13 protein-coding genes are annotated in these 17379 nt (G+C 73.2%); 3 read left to right on the top strand and 10 right to left on the bottom strand.

Annotated elements, in window-relative coordinates; all coding sequences use genetic code 11:
- Positions 1 to 12 precede the first annotated feature (12 nt).
- Genes E1264_RS14795 through E1264_RS14770 form a run of 6 tightly spaced genes read right to left on the bottom strand, consistent with a single transcriptional unit; the run spans position 13 to position 7965 of the window.
- On the bottom strand, positions 13 to 987 hold the full coding sequence (locus tag E1264_RS14795) for an ABC transporter permease (RefSeq protein WP_132173716.1): 975 nt from the start codon (positions 985 to 987) through the stop codon (positions 13 to 15).
- Positions 984 to 2528 carry a sugar ABC transporter ATP-binding protein gene (locus tag E1264_RS14790; protein WP_132173714.1) on the bottom strand — a complete coding sequence of 515 codons (1545 nt, stop codon included), beginning with the start codon at positions 2526 to 2528 and terminating at the stop codon, positions 984 to 986. Before E1264_RS14790 ends, E1264_RS14795 begins: the two co-directional genes overlap by 4 nt.
- 1 nt (position 2529) lies before the next feature.
- Entirely contained in the window at positions 2530 to 2784 is a 255-nt protein-coding gene (locus E1264_RS14785; RefSeq protein ID WP_132173712.1) for a hypothetical protein, read from the bottom strand.
- Positions 2781 to 3614: an extradiol dioxygenase gene (locus tag E1264_RS14780; RefSeq protein ID WP_132173710.1), complete on the bottom strand. Its 834-nt coding sequence runs from the start codon at positions 3612 to 3614 to the stop codon at positions 2781 to 2783. The genes E1264_RS14785 and E1264_RS14780 overlap by 4 nt, the downstream gene beginning before the upstream one ends.
- Positions 3614 to 5839, bottom strand: a complete 2226-nt coding sequence (locus E1264_RS14775) for a hydantoinase B/oxoprolinase family protein (RefSeq protein ID WP_165964181.1) — start codon at positions 5837 to 5839, stop codon at positions 3614 to 3616. Before E1264_RS14775 ends, E1264_RS14780 begins: the two co-directional genes overlap by 1 nt.
- Positions 5836 to 7965 (bottom strand): hydantoinase/oxoprolinase family protein, encoded by a 2130-nt coding sequence (locus E1264_RS14770; RefSeq protein ID WP_132173706.1) that lies wholly within the window; start codon positions 7963 to 7965, stop codon positions 5836 to 5838. Before E1264_RS14770 ends, E1264_RS14775 begins: the two co-directional genes overlap by 4 nt.
- Before the next feature lie 361 nt (positions 7966 to 8326).
- Here E1264_RS14770 and E1264_RS14765 point away from each other — a divergent pair, with 361 nt between their 5' ends.
- Positions 8327 to 9646, top strand: coding sequence for an FAD-binding protein (locus E1264_RS14765; protein WP_132173704.1), 1320 nt, complete (start codon positions 8327 to 8329; stop codon positions 9644 to 9646).
- A 14-nt stretch (positions 9647 to 9660) separates the two neighbouring features.
- Here the strand turns inward: E1264_RS14765 and E1264_RS14760 are convergent, their stop codons facing one another.
- The gene (locus E1264_RS14760) at positions 9661 to 10164 is read right to left on the bottom strand and encodes a hypothetical protein (protein WP_132173702.1); all 504 of its coding nucleotides are present in this window, start codon (positions 10162 to 10164) and stop codon (positions 9661 to 9663) included.
- A 596-nt stretch (positions 10165 to 10760) separates the two neighbouring features.
- A complete protein-coding gene (locus tag E1264_RS14755; RefSeq protein WP_132173700.1) occupies positions 10761 to 11939 on the bottom strand; it encodes an acyl-CoA dehydrogenase family protein in 1179 nt (392 codons plus the stop codon).
- Positions 11940 to 12042: 103 nt separating this feature from the next.
- Here E1264_RS14755 and E1264_RS14750 point away from each other — a divergent pair, with 103 nt between their 5' ends.
- The gene (locus E1264_RS14750) at positions 12043 to 13239 is read left to right on the top strand and encodes a CoA transferase (protein WP_132173698.1); all 1197 of its coding nucleotides are present in this window, start codon (positions 12043 to 12045) and stop codon (positions 13237 to 13239) included.
- On the top strand, positions 13236 to 13928 hold the full coding sequence (locus tag E1264_RS14745) for a GntR family transcriptional regulator (protein WP_132173696.1): 693 nt from the start codon (positions 13236 to 13238) through the stop codon (positions 13926 to 13928). Before E1264_RS14750 ends, E1264_RS14745 begins: the two co-directional genes overlap by 4 nt.
- Before the next feature lie 49 nt (positions 13929 to 13977).
- Here E1264_RS14745 and E1264_RS14740 read toward each other — a convergent pair whose 3' ends face one another.
- Together E1264_RS14740 and E1264_RS14735 are read right to left on the bottom strand one after the other, a co-directional pair.
- Complete coding sequence (locus E1264_RS14740; protein WP_132173694.1) at positions 13978 to 14274, bottom strand: hypothetical protein; 297 nt, start codon at positions 14272 to 14274, stop codon at positions 13978 to 13980.
- Positions 14275 to 14290: 16 nt separating this feature from the next.
- On the bottom strand, positions 14291 to 17374 hold the full coding sequence (locus tag E1264_RS14735) for a DUF6519 domain-containing protein (protein WP_132173692.1): 3084 nt from the start codon (positions 17372 to 17374) through the stop codon (positions 14291 to 14293).
- Positions 17375 to 17379: the final 5 nt, after the last annotated feature.

Genomic DNA, 17379 nt, shown 5'->3' with positions numbered 1-17379 from the left:
GCTGGGAACCGGTCAGCGGGGACGGCCGCGCACGTGGTTGGTGATGGCCGCGACGAGCAGGACGGCGCCGAGCGCCACGTCCTGGTAGTGGGAGTCGATCTGGAGCAGGTTGATGGCGTTGGTGACCACGCCGAGCAGCAGCACGCCGAGGGCGGTGCCGACGAGGGTGCCGCTGCCGCCGTGCAGGGCGGTGCCGCCGATGACGACCGCGGCGACCACGGTCAGCTCCAGGTGCAGGCCGCCGGTGCCGGGGCTGGCCGCGCCGAGCCGGGCGACGAGCATGACGCCGCCGAGCCCGGCGAGCAGGCCGCCGAGGGTGTAGAGCAGCAGCTTGGTCCGCGCGACGGGGATGCCCGCCAGGCGGGCGGCCTGCTCGTTGCCGCCGATGGCGAAGGCGTTGCGGCCGAACGCCGTCCAGCGCAGCATCAGTCCGGCGGCGACGCAGACGGCGACCGCGACGACGACCAGCGCCGGGATGACGCCGAACACCTCGCCGAACCCGAGCGTCACCAGCGCCTCGCCGATGGACACGCTCTTGCCGTCGATGATCAGCAGGGCGGCGCCGCCGAGGACGGTGGACGTGGCGAGCGTCGCCACGAACGGGGTGACCCGCAGGTACGTCACCACGATCCCGTTGACCAGGCCGACCACCGCGCCGAGCGCGAGTGCCAGCGCGGCGGCGGCCCACTCGTTCACGCCCGCGACAATGAGCTGGGCGGTGACGCCGTGGGTCACCGCGGCGATCGCGCCGAGCGAGAAGTCGATGCCGCCTGCGGTCATCAGCAGGGTGAGCCCCGCCGCGAGGACGGCGACGACGGCGATCTGCTGGGACACGTTGAGCAGGTTCGGGCCGGTGAGGAAGACGTCGCTGCGCAGCGCGGTGAACGCCCCGACGATCAGGAGCACGGCCAGCAGGCCGAGGTGGCGGGACAGGCCCGGCGGCAGGGCGAGCCGCAGGCGCTCGCTCGTCGCGGTCAGTGCGGTCATGGCTGGTCTCCTCCGGCGATGAGCGTGCCGAGGTCATCCCGGCTTACGTGGTCCATGGGGAGGTCGGCGACGGCCCGGCCGCCCCGCACGACCACGACGCGGTCGGCGAGCCGGATCACCTCGTCGATGTCGGAAGAGGTGAGCAGGACGGCGGTCCCGCGGGCGGCGAGGCCGTCCACGATCCGGTGGATGTCGGCCTTGGCCGCGACGTCGACGCCGCTGGTCGGCTCCTCCAGCAGGCAGGCGGCGACGTCGCCGTCGAGCCACGCCGACAGCAGGACCTTCTGCTGGTTGCCGCCCGACAGCGCGGCCACCGGCGGGTCGTCCTGGATCGTGGTGACGCCGTAGCGCTCCCGCGACGAGCGGGCGCGGGCGTGCACGTCGCGCCAGCGCACCAGCCACGGCCGTTGCCTGCCGCGCCGGACCAGGTCGAGGTTCTCGTCGACGCCGAGGCCCGGCACGAGCCCGTAGGACAGCCTGTCCCCGGTCACGCACCGCAGCCCCGCGCCGAGGGCGGCGGTGACGCTACCGGACCGCAGCACCGAGCCGCGCACGGCGACGGTGCCGCTCCGCGCCCGGCGCAGCCCGCTGAGCAGCCCGAACAGCTCCGACTGGCCGTCGCCCGCCGGGCCGAGGACGGCGACGACCTCGCCGGCCCGGATCTCCAGGTCGAACGGCCGGAGCCGCCCGCCGGCGAGTTCGGACAGCGTCAGCGCCACGGCGCCGGGCCTCCGGGCCGTCTCCGGCCGCCCGCCCCGCACCAGCCGGTCGCCGACCATCGCCCGCACCAGCGCGGGCAGGTCGAGCGCGGTCCTGTCCTCGACGGCCGCGACCCGGCCGTCGCGCATGACGGTGACGCGGTCGGCGAGGGACAGGACCTCGTCCAGGTGGTGCGAGATGTAGATGATGGCCGTGCCCCGGTCGCGCAGGGTGCGGACGAGGCCGTGGACGCGCTCGGCGTCGCGGGCGCCGAGCGCGGCGGTCGGCTCGTCCAGGACGAGGACCCGGCCGCCGTGGTGGACCTCGCGGGCGATCTCGACGAGCGTCTGCGCTCCCGGGTCGAGGCTCCTGGCGGGCGCGCCGGGGGCGACGTCCAGGCCGAGGTCGGCGAGCGCGGCGGCGGCCTCCTCGCGGGCCCTGCGCCACAGCACCCGTCCCGCGCGGGTGGGGAGCCTGCCGAGCAGCAGGTTCTCCGCCACGCTCAGCTCGCCGACGAGCGTGCGCCGCTGGTGGACGATGCTCACCCCCGCCGCGTGCGCGCGCCGCGGGGTGAGCGGGCCCTGGCGGCGGCCGTCGATGACGATGTCGCCGCCGTCCTGGGGGAAGGTGCCGCAGATCAGCTCCACCAGGGTCGATTTCCCGGCGCCGTTCATGCCGACGACCGCGTGGACCTCCCCGGTCCGCAGCGTGAAGTCGACACCCGCGAGCGCCTGCGCCCCGCCGAAGGCCTTGCGCACCCCGCGCAGCTCCAGGACCGGGACGCCTTCCGCGGGCGCCGCGTCCAGGTTCGGGCTTGTTCTCTTCGCGTCGGAAACGGCCATGTCAGGTGCCGTCCTTCGGTGCGGCGTACATGTCCCGGTGGGCGACGCCGAGCACGACCATCAGGTTGCGCAGCGCGACGGGGTTCATCCCGGCGTCGAGCAGCCAGGGGGCGTCCCTGGCGGTCACGGCCCGCCGCTCCGGCCCGGTCAGCCGGTACCCGTCGAGGACGGTTTCCGGCGACTCCAGGTAGCGGGCGAGCAGGCCGGGCGTGTGCTCCAGTTCCCGGGCGAGCCGGTTGAGGGCGACGATGCTCATGCGACCACCCCGGCGGCGTCCGTCTCGAAGGCGGCGATGCCGATCCCGACCGTCCAGGCGGGCATCGGGCGGTAGGCGAGTACCCGGGCCGGGCCGCCGGCCGCGCTCGCCGCGATGAGCCACGTGCGGATCTCCAGCGCGCCGTTCCCGGCCTCGTCCAGGATCGCGGCGTCGTCCCAGGCGAGGATCTCCCCTGCGTCGCCCCGCTCCAGCAGGCCCAGCAGCCGGCGGTCGAACTCGGTGTTGATGTCGCCGAAGCGGGGCAGCCCTACCCAGTGCGACAGGCCGCCGGTGCCGATCACGCCGACCCGGGCGCCGCCGGGCAGGGCCCGCACCGCCTCCCGCAGCGCCGCGCCGAGTTCCGCGCAGCGGCGCAGCGTCGGCAGCGGCGGGGTAGTGCAGTTGACGAACAGCGGCACCACCCCGGCGGAGGCGGCCGCCGGGAGCTTGGTCAGCGGGACCATGAAGCTGTGGTCGAGCGCCATGGTGTGCGAGCGCGCCAGGTCGAACCCGCGGGCGGTGAGGTCCGCGAGCAGCGCCTCGGCGATGGCGGGACGGCCGGCGACGCTGCCGCCGGGGTTGCCGAACTCCGCCCACCCCTCGTGCTCACCGGCAACACCGAGGCAGAACGCCGGATAGTTCTCCAGCCCGAACGTCTCGTAATGGTCGGTGGCGACGAGGACGACGGCGTCCAGCCGGGCGGCGGCGATCTCGGCGTCGAGCCTCCGCCACGCCTCGTGCAGTTCCCCGGAGACCTCCGGGTCGGCGCCGGGGTTCTTGACGATCGCGCCGACGTGCGAGGTCGCCGCGGCGAACGCGAGCCGTCCCATCACTCCTCCTCCTCCTGGCCTTCGGGGCCGGTGAGCAGGCGGATGTCGTCGGGGTGCGGGGCGCCGCGCCGCACCACGTCGGTGGCCTGGAGCCGTCCGCAGGACGGGCACGAGTAGGCGCGGAGTTCGAGACCGTCGTCCAGGCGGGTGGCGTGGCTGAAGGCGTGCACGTCGCGGCTGGTCTGGCGCGCCGCGCGCGGACGCCAGGGCTCCCCGGCCGGGGACATGACGCACCCGCAGACGCAGGCGATCCAGCGGCGCCCGCCAGACTCGACGACCTCCAGCCCGTCGCCCATCGGGTGGATCCGGATGCGCTCGCCCCGCGGCTGCTCCGGAAGGGGCAGGTCGGCGGGCTGCGCCCGGCGCCCGGCGCGCAGGCTTTCGCGGCGCGCGGCGGTGGCGGCGGCGTCGACCCGGCCGTCCGCCGCCAGGACCACCCCGTAGAGGCGGACGGCGGCGTCCGGCGTCACAGCCCCGAAGTCCAGGTCGGCCTGGACGGACGCGGCGGGCCGGTCGAGCGGGTCGCCCCAGCCGCCCCCCGCCTGCGGCACGGTGGCCAGGACGTCGTCGTCGCCGAGATGGTAGAGCCCCTGCCGCCCCCGCATGACGGGCCGCTCCCCGGACAGCTCCTCGACCGCCGGGACGGTCCCGGCGGCCAGCCGCGCCTTGACATCGCTGCCGTGCACGACGGTGCGGGTGTTCTGCGCGCCGGGGTAGCCGCCGAAGATGCCCGTCGAGTTGGGCACCTCCCAGCCGTGCGCGGAGTTCAGCGCGGTGACGTCCCGGCCGCCGTGCACGGTGTAGACCGCGCCCATGCTCATGCCGCCGCGGTGGCGCCCCGCGCCGCCGGAGTCCGCGACCAGGCCGCGCCACAGGTACAGCAGCGGGGCGTCCATCTCGACGGCCTCGACGTTCGATATCTTCTGCCGCTCGATGTTGTGCTGGCCCTGCGTCCAGGCGCCGTCGCGGTGCGCGTAGGCCGCGCCGCCGGTGGCGAGGCAGTCCATGATCACGTAGGTCTGCCGGGCGCCGTTCTCGCCCGCACCGGTGAGGACGAACTTGTCGGGGCCGCCCGCGGGCCCCGCCTGGGCCTCGCGCAGCAGCTCGTCGGAGCAGGCCGCGAGCTTGGACAGGCATTCCAGCGCCGTCATCTCGACGAGCCAGCCCGCCTCCAGCGCGCCGCCGCTCACCGCCGCCGGACGCGCCGCGTTGCAGATCAGCCCTTCTGGGCACTCGACCTCGACCGGCTGGAACAGCCCCTCGTTCCACGGCGCGTCGAACGCCAGCGTCGGCAGCAGCGCCGCCGAGATCCCGGCCATCATCCCCGAGTAGGCGCAGTTGATGTACCCCTTGGCCTGCGGGGACGACCCGGAGAAGTCGAAGCGCAGGGTGTCGCCGCGCTTGGTGAGCACCAGGTCGACCTCGTAGGTGGCGTTCTCCGACGACTGGGCGAGGCCGCCGTCGTTGTCGAGGAAGGCGCGCGAGTGCAGCCGGGCGTCGGGCAGGAGCGCGAGACGGTTGCGCAGGCGCCGCTCGGACAGGCCGATGAGGTTCGCCATCACGGTCCGGACCGTCGCCGCTCCGTACTTCCCGGCCAGCGCGGTCATCGCCCGGACGGCGGTGTTGTTCGCGCCGACGAGCGCCCGCAGGTCCAGGTTGACGGTCGGCGCCATGCGGGTGTGGCCGAGGATCAGGTTCCACACGTCCGTGCGGACCTCGCCGCCGTCGACGAGCTTGGTCGGCGGCATCTGCAGACCCTCCTGGTAGGAGTCGGTCGCGTCGATGCAGAAGCTGCCCGGCGTCATGCCGCCGACGTCCACCATGTGGCACATCGCCCCGGTCCAGGCGAGCAGCTCGCCGTCGAAGAAGATCGGCGCGATGAGGCCGACGTCCTGGGCGTGGACGGTGCCCTTCCACGGGTCGTTCACGATGAACATGTCGCCGGGATTGATGCCGGGCGACCCGGCGCAGTCCCGGATGACCGAGCGGGTGATCGCCGCCATGGACGAGGCGTGCGACAGGATCGTGCGCCCCATCGCGGCGACCGAGCCGTCCGGCAGGTAGAGGCCGACGTTGTAGTCGCTGGCCTCGACCACATGGGTGGACCCGGAGATGGCCGCCAGCGTCGCGCCCTGCTCATCGGTGATGGCCAGCAGCCGATGCCGGATCACCTCGAAGGTGATCGGATCGATGGCGGTCTCGGCGGCGTTCGCGGTGGCGGTCACGCCTCCCCCTTGCAGTCGATGACGAGGTTGCTGTGGTGGTCGACGGCCAGCGACTGGTTCGGGCCGAGCACGACGGTGGTGCCGGCGAACTCCAGGACCGCGGGACCGCGCAGGGCGGCGCCGCCGCCGAGGCCCTCGCCGCGGTAGACCCGGGTGGCGACCCGGCCGGTCTCGGGGAAGTGCACCTCGCGCTCGCCGATGAGGGCGGCGTCGGGGTCGGCGGCACCCGGGTAGCGCCCCTCCCGGACGTCGGTGATCTTCACCCGTCCCTCGACGCGCAGCGTGTGGATCTCCACGCCCGCCTCCAGCAGGGCGGTGCCCGCGCCGTAGATCCGCTCGTAGGCGGCGCGGAAGTCCTCGATCAGCCCCCGCAGCACGCCGGTCGTGACGGGCCCGTCGGGAACGGCGAGAGGCAGCTCGTGCGACTGCCTGCGGAACTTCAGGTACGCCACCCGCGAGAGCCGGATGCGCGGATCGTCGTCCAGGTCGATCCGGCACTGCGCGGCGAGCGCGTCAAGCGAGGCGGAGATGGCGTCGGCGTCCAGGTGGGCGGCCGGGTCCTGGGCGCCGGGCGGGGTGCGGTGCACCTCCGTCGTCTGCACCGCGCGGTACCGGTCGGACGTCACGGCACCGTACGCGGAATGGACGGTCGAGGTCGGCGGGACGACTAGCGTCGCGATGCCCGCGGCCTCGGTGTAGGCGTAGGCATGGGTGGGGCCTGCCCCGCCGTAGGCGTAGACGACGAAGTCCCGCGGGTCGTGGCCCTGCTCGACCGTCACCTTGCGCAGCAGGTCGGCCATCTGGTTGTCGGCGACCTTCCGGATGCCGGCCGCCGCGTCCTCCACGCTCAGCCCGAGCGGGTCGGCGACGTGCACGCGGATCGCCTTCTCCGCCAGCGCGCGGTCCAGCGGCATCTGCCCGCCGAGGAAGCGGGCCGGGTCGATGATGCCGAGCACCACGTCGGCGTCCGTCACGGTCGGACGGTCGCCGCCGCGCCCGTAGCAGGCCGGGCCGGGCACCGACCCCGCGCTCTCCGGACCGACGACGAGCACCCCCGACTCGTCCACGGCCGCCAGCGACCCGCCGCCCGCGCCGATCGCGGTCACCTTGATCCGCGGCAGCGCCAGATGCAGCTCCCCGACCTCGCCGACCCGCTCGACCAGCGGCTCGCCGTCGATGATCAGGCCGACGTCGAAGCTGGTCCCGCCCATGTCCGAGGTGATCACGTTGCGGTGCCCGAGCCGCGCGGCCAGCGCCGTCGAGGCCAGCACGCCCCCGGCGGGCCCGGAGGTGAGCATCGACGCCGCCCGGCGCGCCGCGTCCTCGGCGCGCATGACGCCGCCGCCCGAGTCCATGATCGAGAAGTCGCCGGTGAACCCCGCCGCGCGCAGCCGCCCCTCAAGATTCGCGACATAGTCGCGGATGACCGGGCCCAGATAACTGTTGACGACCGTCGTCGCCGACCGCTCGTACTCGCCGATCACCGGCGCGACCTCGTGCGACAGCGTCGCGTACACCTCCGGCCACTCCGCACCGATGATCTCGGCGACGCGCTCCTCGTGCGCGCCGTTCACGAACGACCACAGGAACGACACCGCCAGCGCCCGCACGCCCTCGTCCCGCAGCCGGCGCAGCGCCGCCCGCACCTCGCCCTCGTCCAGCGCGACGACGCGAGCCCCTCCGGCGTCGATCCGCTCGGTGATCTCCACGATCCGCGACCGCGCCACGATGGGATCGGGGTTGCGGCGGGCGCTGTAGTGGCCGGTCCGGGCGCCCATGCCGACCCAGGAGGTCATCGACCGCTGGATGAGCATGGTGTCGCTGAACCCGCGGGTGGTGAGCAGCGCGGTCGGCGCCCCCTTGCGCTCGATCAGCGCGTTGGTCGCCGCGGTGGTGCCGTGCGCGAAGTAGACGACGGCACCGCAGAAGCCCGGAAGGTCCAGCCCGAAGGACTCGGCGGCCAGCCGCAGGGCGTTCACCACACCCTCGGAGCGGTCGTCCGGAGTCGTCGGCGACTTGAACAACCGCGGCGGGCGCCCGTCCCGCAGGACGACGAGGTCGGTGAACGTCCCGCCCACGTCCGTGCCCACGAAGAACCGCGGGCTGGAACCCGATGAATTGTCCACGCTCTCCCCACAGAGTCGACGAAAACGTCAGCACGAACGCGACATGCCGCCGATGTGACGACCGCATCGCGCCGCGGATGACACTCTGCGAGGTGGCCCGCCTCACACACAACGCCCCAGTCCGCACAGCGAACTGCCCCAGGACCTGCTAAAACACCGCCGACACGGATGGCGACCCCGGCGCGGGCGGCGATCGCCTCGGTGCTTAGTTTGGTGTAGCCGCTCTCCAGAGGCCGGTCGAGTGCGGTCTGCAGGATGACCTGGGTGCGTAGGGCGACGTGGCCGCCGCGCTGGCCATTGATGGGGAGCCGCCTAATCGGAACGGCATGTGCTGTTCCGTTCGCGTTGAAGGGGGAACAGGATGAACGCGCTGAACGCCTTGCGATCCGTTGTCCGCGGGCAGGTCCTGCTGCCCGGCGACCCGGGGTTCGACGCCGCCCGGCGGCCCTGGAACCTGGCCGTCGAGCAGCCCGCGGACGCCGTGGTCGAGGCCGCCGACGCCGACGACGTCGCCGCGCTCGTCCGGCACGCCCGGGATGCCGGGCTGAGCATCGCCACCCAGCCCAGCGGGCACGGCGCCACCGGCCGCACCGACGGCGCCGTGCTGCTGCGCACCCGCCGGCTGGACACCGTGGACATCGACCCCGGAGCCCGCCGCGCCCGCATCGGCGCGGGCGTCCCGTCCGGGCGGTTGCAGGCCGCCGCCGCGCCGCACGGCCTGACCGGCCTTCCCGGCAGCTCCCCGGTCGTCAGCGCCACCGGCGTCGCCCTCGGCGGCGGCCTCAGCTGGTTCGGCCGCGCCCACGGCTGGGTCGCCGACAGCGTCACGGCCTTCGACATCGTCGACGCCGAGGGACGTCCGCGGCATGTCACCGCCGGCAGCGACCCCGACCTTTTCTGGGCGCTGCGCGGCGGAGGCGGCGACGTCGCCATCGTCACCGCGCTCGAACTCGCCCTGCACCCCGCCCCGCACCTGTACGGCGGGCGGATGCTGTGGCCGGCCGAGCACGCCGCCGCGGCGCTGGACGCCTTCCGGCAGATCACCGCCACCGCCCCGGAGGCGCTCACGGTCTGGCTGGGCCTGCTGCACTTCCCCGGAGCCGCCCCCATGGTCTCCGTCGACGCCACCTACCTCGGCGGCGAAGACGAGGCGCGCGACCTGCTGGCCCCGCTGGACCGCCTTCCCCGGCCGCTGTCGGACGGCCGCGCGACGATGACGGTCGCCGAACTCGGCGCCATCACCGCCGAGCCCACCGACCCCAGCCCGGGCCTCTCCCGCGCCGAGCTGCTGACCGGACTGGACGACGCCGCCGCCGACTCCCTGCTCGCCGAGCCGATCGCCCCGCTGCTGATCGCGCAGATCCGGCACCTGGGCGGCGCGTTCGCCCGTCCCTCCGACTCCCCGCACGGCCCGCTGACCGAGCCGTACGCCCTGTATCTGTACGGGATCCCCACCGATCCCGCCACGGCCACCGCGATCGAGGCCAAGCAGCGGGCGCTCGCCGGCGCGCTTCCCGCCACCGGCCGCAAGCCCCTCGTCTTCCTCAACCCCGGCGAGACCGCGGCGGACGCCTTCGCGCCCGCCGCGCTGAACCGGCTGCGGGGCATCAAACGCGACCGCGATCCGCGCAACCTCTTCCGCAGCAACTTCCCGCTGCTCCCTGAAGGAGAAGACCGGTGAGCGTCGCCCATCCCTCAGAAGTTGGGCATGGCGAGGCCGATGAGGGTGATGCCGGCCGGTACCGCCGCAAGGGCTCCCATGACGGACAGGGAAATCTTGCCGGGGACGTGTCTGAGGTACTTGTAGGCCAGGGCCCACGGGAGAGGGATGAGGATGAGGATGCCCAGGGCGGGGATGGCCAGGGTGCTGGCGCGGCCTCCGAAGTCGGTGGGGTAGGCGTGGATCCCGTCCGGGTGGAGTTGGGCGGGGAACACGTCGTCTTCCTTGGAGTCCGCACGGAGGGTGACAGTGACCGGAGTGCTCGGAGGGTCGTCGGGGGTGAAGGTGCCGCTGCAGTAGGGAGAGGTGTCGGTGTCCGTGCAGTAGGTCACCGTCGCCGTCCCCGGCGTCCCCGTCCGGCCGAACGCGAGGCGGACTTCGGTGATCTCGAAGACGATGGGGATGAGGGCCACCCCGAGCCACATGGCGATCCCGACGATCATCTGGATGGGGGTCAGGGGCTTGCCGCTGCGTGCCATTCGCCGTCTTTCGTGCCAGGGGAGCCCATTGGTTTCCATCTGAGACGTATGAGGCGAACTCCTCGTTCGCGTGCTTTCGGCTGCCTTGATGGCCCATTTCGGCCAAGGAGGTGGGGGCCGCGCTGTTGAAGGATCGCCAGGGCGTCCTTGACGCGGCCCAGGTCGATGAGGTGACGGGCCAGGGCGCCGCGGTTCTGGGCCGCGTGCCGTTCGAGGACGGTGACGGCGTCCACGGAGACGCACCTTAGCTCATCGAATGAGAGCGGATCGGCACGGCCCCTTTCTCCGCTGGGGCTCAAATTTGCAGGCTTCTGTTACATGGGCTATATTCATTCGTGCCGGACCGGGAACGGTTCGGGGGCAAGATGGATGGCCGCACCGTGGTGATGGGGCCGGCCCTGCTCTTTTCGGGGGGAGGGAGCGGGCCGGCGCGGCCGGCGGGTCGGCGTCCGTTCACGGGGGGCTCCGGCGATCCCGCACTCGCCGGATGGGGACGGACGCCCCGCGGATCTGCACCCCCCGGTCTCCAGGACCGGGGGGTGCACTTTCGTCCGTGAAGACATTTGATGTTTTACTGTACTTGAGTACGAATTTGGTCAGCCGGAAAACGCGGCGACGCCCGTGAGCGCTTTTCCGATGACCAGGCTGTGCACCTCGCTGGTGCCTTCGTAGGTGAGCACCGATTCCAGGTTGTTGGCGTGCCTCAGCACCGGGTATTCGAGGGTGATGCCGTTGGCGCCGAGGATCGTCCGGCATTCGCGGGCTATGGCCAGGGCCTCGCGGACGTTGTTGAGCTTGCCGACGCTGACCTGCTCCGACGTGACCTCGCCGGCCTCCTTCAGCCGTCCGAGCCGGAGCGCCAGGAGCATGCCCTTGCCCAGCTCGAGCGCCATGTTCGCGAACTTCTGCTGGGTGAGCTGGAAACCCGCCAGCGGGCGGTCGAACACCACCCGCTCCCGCGCGTAGGCGATCGTCGTCTCCAGGCAGTCGAGGGCGGCGCCGAGCGCGCCGAAGACGATCCCGAACCGCGCCTCGTTGAGACAGCCGAGCGGGCCGGACAGGCCGCGGGCGCCGGGGAGCATCGCGGCGGCGGGCAGGCGCACGTCCTCCAGGACGAGCTCGCTCGTCACGCTGGCGCGCAGCGACAGCTTCTCCGCGACGTCGCGCGCGCCGACCCCGGGCGTCGCGGTCGGGACCAGGAACCCGCGGACGCCGTCGTCCGTCCGGGCCCACACGACGGCGACGTCGGCGACCGCGCCGTTCGTGATCCACATCTTGGTGCCGTTCAGCACCCAGTCGCCGCCGTCGCGCCTGGCCGCGGTGCGCATCCCCGCCGGGTTGGAGCCGAAGTCGGGCTCGGTGAGCCCGAAGCAGCCGATCCGCTCCCCCGCCGCCATCGCGGGCAGCCATTCGTCCTTCTGCTCGTCCGACCCGTAGGCCCAGATCGCGTACATGGCCAGCGAGCCCTGCACCGACACCAGGCTGCGCAGCCCCGAGTCGACCGACTCCAGCTCGAAGCAGGCCATGCCGTACGCGACGGCGCCCGCCCCGGCGCAGCCGTGGCCCTTCAGGTGCATGCCGAGCAGGCCGAGGCCGCCCAGCTTCCGGGCCAGCTCGGGCACGGGCAGCTCGCCGGAGCGGTACCACTCCGCGATGTTCGGTCGCAGCTCCTTGGCGCCGAACGCGCGGACCGTGTCGCGGATCGCCCGCTCCTCCTCGGTCAGCAGGCCGTCCACGCCGAACAGCTCCAGCGGACGCACCGCTTCGCCCGTCATCCCAGGACTCCTTCTCGCCGAAAGCTCGGGCCACCACCTCAGCACAGTTTCCATTTTGGATCCAGTATTGATTCTCCAATCGTCGGCGGTTACGGTCCCGGGCATGACCGGAGCCCTGGGTGACCTGGTCATCGTCGACTTCAGCCGCATCCTCGCCGGCCCCTACGCGACGATGCTGCTCGCCGACTTCGGCGCCGAGGTGATCAAGATCGAGCGGCCCGGCGGCGGCGATGACACCCGGTCCTGGGGTCCCCCGTTCGCGGACGGCGAGAGCACCTACTTCCTCTCCGTCAACCGCAACAAGCGCTCGATAGCCCTCGACCTGTCCGACCCGGCCGGCGCCGCGACGGCCCGCGCGCTGGCCGCCCGCGCCGACGCCGTGGTGGAGAACTTCCGCCCCGGGACGATGGAGCGGCACGGCCTCGGATACGAGGAGCTGCGCGCGGCCAACCCCGGCCTGGTCTACTGCTCGATCACCGGGTTCGGCGCGGGCGGCGGCGCCGGGCTGCCCGGCTACGACCTGATCATGCAGGCGGTCGGCGGGCTGATGAGCGTGACCGGGGAGCCCGGCGGCGAGGGGATGAAGGTGGGCGTCGCGCTCGTCGACGTGGTCACCGGCCTGCACGCCGCGCTCGGCGTGCTGGCCGCGCTGCGGCACCGCGACGCCACCGGCGAGGGCCAGCGGGTCGAGGTGTCGCTGCTCTCGTCGCTGCTGTCCGGCCTGGTCAACCACGCCTCGGCCTATGTCGCGGCCGGTGTGGTGCCGGCCGCGATGGGCAACGAGCACCCCAGCGTCGCGCCGTACGAGCTGTTCGAGACCGCGGACCGGCCGCTGGTCATCGCGGCGGGCAACGACCGGCAGTTCCGCGCGCTCTGCGGCGCGCTCGGCCGGCCGGACCTCGCCGCCGACGAGCGGTTCGCCACCAACGGCGCCCGGGTCGCGAACCGGCGGTCGCTGAGGAGCGCGCTCACCGCGGCGCTCGCCGGGCGCACAGCGGACGACTGGTTCACCGTCCTCACCGCGGCGGACGTCCCGTGCGGTCCGATCAACGACCTCGCCGGCGCCTTCGGCCTCGCCGAGCGGCTGGGGCTCGCTCCCCGCGTCGCCCTGCGGGACCCGCGCCGCCCGCGTCCGGTGGGTCAGGTCGCCAACCCGATCCGGCTGAGCGCCACGCCGCCCCGGTACCGCACCGCGCCGCCGCGCCTGGACGAGGACGCCGCCGCCGTCCGCGCCCGGATCGCCGGAGACCTGGAATCCCCGCCACGAGATCCGGAGAACGGAGAGGGGCGGCCCGGATGACCGCGGGCGACCGGCCGCGGCGCCCGCCGACGGCCCAGCAGTTCGTCCTCGAAGAGATCAGGCGGGACATCACCAGCGGCGAGCTCCGGCCGGGCACCCCGATCCGGCAGGACGCGCTGGCCGAGCGGCTCGGCGTCAGCCGCGTCCCGCTGCGCGAGGCGCTGAAGATCCTTGAGGGCGAGGGCCTGGTGACCTACCAGGTGCACCGCGGCTACAGCGTCGTCTCGCTGTCCATGGACGACCTGCGCGAGGTGTACCGGATCAGGGAGATCCTGGAGGCCGAGGCGGTCCGCCGCGCGGTGGGCGTGATCACCGGCGCCGACGTGGACCGGCTCGAAGAGATCCAGCGCGACGTCGAGCGGGCCGGCGAGGCCGGTGACGTCGCCGCGATGGCCGCGGCGAACCGGCTGCTGCATTTCACGCTGTTCGAGCGTTCGGGGATGCCGCGGCTCGTCCGGCACATCCGCCTGCTGTGGGAGGCGACCGACGCCTACCGCTCGCTGTACTACGGCGACCACGAGAACCGCGAGCGGGTGAACCACGAGCACCGCACCATGCTCGCCGCACTGCGCGACCGCGACGCCGGCAAGGCGATCGCGTCCCTCGACGAACACCGCGCCCACGCGGTCGCCGCCCTGGAACTCGTCTTCGCCGGGAACGACCCCGGTGCGGGAAACCTCGACAGGTGACCCCGCCCGCGCTCGCGGCATGGTGTGCCGCCTCTGGCGAGCGAAGGCGCTAGTCGCGATCGGGATGGGCCTCGGACAGGCCGGTCAGGGCCGCCTTCCATCGCTTCGTCGCCTCTCCGAGCGACTTCTGCCATGCCCCGGCGGCCTCGTCCTGCCGGGCCAGCGCGTCGGCGGCGCGCGTCACGTGCGCGCCCAGCTCCGGGTCGGCGTCGGCCAGTTTGCGCATGTTCTTCCTGGCCAGGGTCTTGCGGAGCTCGGCTCGTGTCGCGGCGGCCAGGCGGGCGTGCCGCGCCGAGTCGGCGGCGAGCCGGGGCAGCGCCCCGGCCAGAGCGTCGATCCTGGACATGGGCTCTCCTGGGTCGCTAGGCGATCGGGTTGAGGTCGGCCCAGGGCTCCCCGGTGTTCTCCACCGCGGTTCCCCGGATGTCGATGCCGCCGCTGGTGATGTTCCCCTGCACCGAGGCGGCGTCCGGGTCGACGTCCATGGTCATCGACGGGCGGCCGCCCCCGGCCAGGCGGTTTCCCTGGACGATCGCCAGGCCCGCGGCGAGGTGGACCACCGGCGCGTCGCTCTCGTCCGGCTGCGTGCACCGGTTGGCCGTCATCACGACCTCGCCGGGGACCTGGATCGAGACCGCGTTCACCACGCCGCCGCCGTGGAGCGTGTTCCGGGCGAGCTCCAGGTGCCCGCGCCACCGGCCCGCCCGGTGCGCCTGGTCGCCGGTGAGCAGCCAGGACTCGGCCGGCGTCGCCGCGAAGCGCATGCCGGCGAAGGTGAACTGCTCGCTGATGATCGCCGTGAGGGCGCGCCAGCCGGGCCGCGTGACCGATTCCGGATCGGGCTCGTGGGTGACGATGTTGTCCGACACGGAGATCGTGCCCCGCCATCCGGCCATCGCGATGCCGTGGCCGGTGGTCCCCTCCCCCGGCATTCCGACCCGCGAGACGGTGTTGCCCGAGATCCGCCCCTCCTGGCAGGACGCCATGCCGATGCCGATGCAGGGCACGTCCCGGGCGGCGTCCCGCGACTCGGCCCCCACCCCGTCGATCATGTTGTCCGCGACCGACGCCAGATCCGCCCCCATGACCAGGACGCCGACCGTGAAGGACAGGCGCCGCAGCCCGGAGGCCCGGTCGTCGGCGCCGCCCGGGGAGGGCCGCAGGTCGACGATCTGGTTGTCGTGGACGGAGACGGCGCCCTCGTTGTTCCCGGGTTCCACCACGATGCCCGCGCCGGTGCGCCGGATCGTGTTGTGCTGCACGATCAGGCTCCGCGCCGCCGCGGTGACGGCGATGCCGCTCTCGGCGAAGCCCGTGACGGTGTTGCCGGTCACCGCGACCGTCCCGTTGGCGGTGTCGGGCGGCAGCGGCAGGACCGCGATGCCGTCCGCGCCCTCCCGGCGGTCCCGGGAGACGACCGTGTTGTCGCGGACGTTCGCGACCCGGCCGGTCACGATGCCCTTGCCCTCCACCTGGAGGGTGTTGGCGCGGATGTCGAGGTCGCCGCGGAGGTCCCCGTCGTCCTGCGGGACGAGCCCGGTCAGGACGATGCCCGCGTCCTCGCACCAGACCAGCGTGTTGCCGCGGATCGAGGTACGGCCGCCGTGCGCCGCGGTCAGCTCCCCCTTCATGACGTCGAGATCGATCCCCCGCTCCTGGCAGGAGAACCTGGTGTTCTCGACGCTCAGCCCCACGGTGAGCACCTGGGGCGGCGAGCCTTCGCTCGCCCAGGCGGCGATGCCGCTGAGGCCGGACAGGACACAGTCGGAAACGCTCAGGTCGACCAGCGTGTCCGAGAGGGCGAGCGCCGGGCCGCCGGGCTGGTCGATCCGCAGCCGCTCCAGCACGACACTCTCGTTGCCGTGGGCGAGCACGACGCCCGGGTCTTCGTGGTCGTCGCACACGATCCGGAAGTCCGCCAGCTCGATATCGAAGCAGCTGCGTACGACGAGCGCCGTTCGGGACGCTCTCAGCCACGTGCCGTTCCCGCTGCCGCGCACCCGGACCGAGCTCATCTTGCCGAGTTCGAGCGGCTCGTCCAGGCGGTACGTTCCGGGGCACAGGGTGAGCGTTCCGCCGCCCGCCCGGCGCAGCCTGTCCAGGGCGTCCTGGATGGTGAACCCGAGCTCGTTGTGCTGCTCCGGCGTGACGCAGACCTCGCACGCGCATCCGCCGCCACCGGAGGGGACCGGCCACTGCGGGCGGCAGTCCTGGACCTCGTCCGGGAAGGTGACCAGCGCGAGCCGGGCGTAGTGGTGGTGGATGCCGCGCGGCGGCGCGCCGGTGAGCTTCTCCAGCGACTGCTCGGGGGTGGGCGCCGAGGCCCGGGCCGCGAAGACCCAGTGGTCGCCCGGACGCGCCGTGCCGGACCCGGTGGAGGTGAACGCGACCGTGATGCCGTGCTCCAGCGAGACCGGCGAGCCGTCGGCGGGGACGGTGATCAGCGGCGAGTCCCACTTGCGGACGCGCAGGTGATGGTCCAGGCCGGTCAGCTCGGCCGGGAGCGCGGGCGTGAAGGTGATCGTCGAGGCGGCCACGTCCACGGTCACCTGGCGCATCTCGCCGGACGCCTGGGCGAGCTCGCGCGCGTCGTCGGTGATCTCGACCCAGTCGCCGTCCTTGATGGACTGCTGGTCGTCGCGGCCCAGCGAATGCAGGCGCAGCGTGGTGGCCGAGACCACCTCGGCCACGGCGGCGCCGAAGGCGGCGTTGTCGCGCGACCAGGTGAACTGCGTCGGCGAGTGCATCTCGACCCGGTACAGGTGGTTCTCCGGCCCGCGGTAGCCGGTGCCGGGCGGGATCTCGCACGGATCGGTGACCGGGTCGACCGCCTCGGTCCCGGTGGTGAGCCGCAGCGGCGACGGCGCGGTCAGCTCGTCCCATCCGCTGAACGGCTGGTCGCAGCCGCCGCCGACGTCGGTGCCGACACCGGGCAGGACGCGGACCTGCCAGACGATCTGGGCGCGCGTCGTGGTGTCCACGCCGATGGCGCTGTCCACCAGGTCCGGGGTGTTGAGATGGGTGCGTTCCCGCTCCCACACGTCGAGGTAGACCAGGTGCGGCCCGCCTCCGGGCGGTTCCTCCGGGGTGGGCCAGTAGGGCTGGCTCCCGTACTCCGTCCCGCCCGTGCCGTTCGGCTCGGCCAGCACGGGGTCGAAGACCGGCGCGTCGCCGTGGTTCTCGGCCACCAGGCCGTCCACGTACATCCGCCCGGCGCCGATGGACATCTTCCCGCCCGACAGCGTGATCTCGAACGCGTCCGGCGTCTGCCGGGACACCGCCGTCTGCTGCGGCGCGAGGTCGACCATCTGCGCCCGGAACCGGCGGTCGGTGATGGCCACCTGCTCGTTGAAGTCGGCGTCGAGCCAGACCCGGCCCTGCTGGATGCGGACGCCGCTGAAGTCGCGCAGCGCGTCGAACCGGACTCTACTCAGGTCAGCACTCATGGTTG

Origin of the sequence: Actinomadura sp. KC216, assembly GCF_004348535.1 — a bacterium.
In the GTDB taxonomy this organism is placed as follows: Bacteria; Actinomycetota; Actinomycetes; order Streptosporangiales; family Streptosporangiaceae; genus Spirillospora.
The sequence above is the reverse complement of the archived record's forward strand: the minus strand, read 5'-3'. Positions and strand labels throughout refer to the sequence as shown.

Excerpts from the sequence above, each read along its gene's own strand:
- E1264_RS14735 (WP_132173692.1), bottom strand. The coding sequence starts at position 17,374 with ATGAGTGCTGACCTGAGTAGAGTCCGGTTCGACGCGCTGCGCGACTTC.
- E1264_RS14760 (WP_132173702.1), bottom strand. The coding sequence starts at position 10,164 with ATGGCACGCAGCGGCAAGCCCCTGACCCCCATCCAGATGATCGTCGGG.
- E1264_RS14750 (WP_132173698.1), top strand. The coding sequence starts at position 12,043 with ATGACCGGAGCCCTGGGTGACCTGGTCATCGTCGACTTCAGCCGCATC.
- E1264_RS14790 (WP_132173714.1), bottom strand. The coding sequence starts at position 2,528 with ATGGCCGTTTCCGACGCGAAGAGAACAAGCCCGAACCTGGACGCGGCG.
- E1264_RS14765 (WP_132173704.1), top strand. The coding sequence starts at position 8,327 with ATGAACGCGCTGAACGCCTTGCGATCCGTTGTCCGCGGGCAGGTCCTG.
- E1264_RS14795 (WP_132173716.1), bottom strand. The coding sequence starts at position 987 with ATGACCGCACTGACCGCGACGAGCGAGCGCCTGCGGCTCGCCCTGCCG.
- E1264_RS14740 (WP_132173694.1), bottom strand. The coding sequence starts at position 14,274 with ATGTCCAGGATCGACGCTCTGGCCGGGGCGCTGCCCCGGCTCGCCGCC.
- E1264_RS14785 (WP_132173712.1), bottom strand. The coding sequence starts at position 2,784 with ATGAGCATCGTCGCCCTCAACCGGCTCGCCCGGGAACTGGAGCACACG.
- E1264_RS14780 (WP_132173710.1), bottom strand. The coding sequence starts at position 3,614 with ATGGGACGGCTCGCGTTCGCCGCGGCGACCTCGCACGTCGGCGCGATC.
- E1264_RS14745 (WP_132173696.1), top strand. The coding sequence starts at position 13,236 with ATGACCGCGGGCGACCGGCCGCGGCGCCCGCCGACGGCCCAGCAGTTC.
- E1264_RS14755 (WP_132173700.1), bottom strand. The coding sequence starts at position 11,939 with ATGACGGGCGAAGCGGTGCGTCCGCTGGAGCTGTTCGGCGTGGACGGC.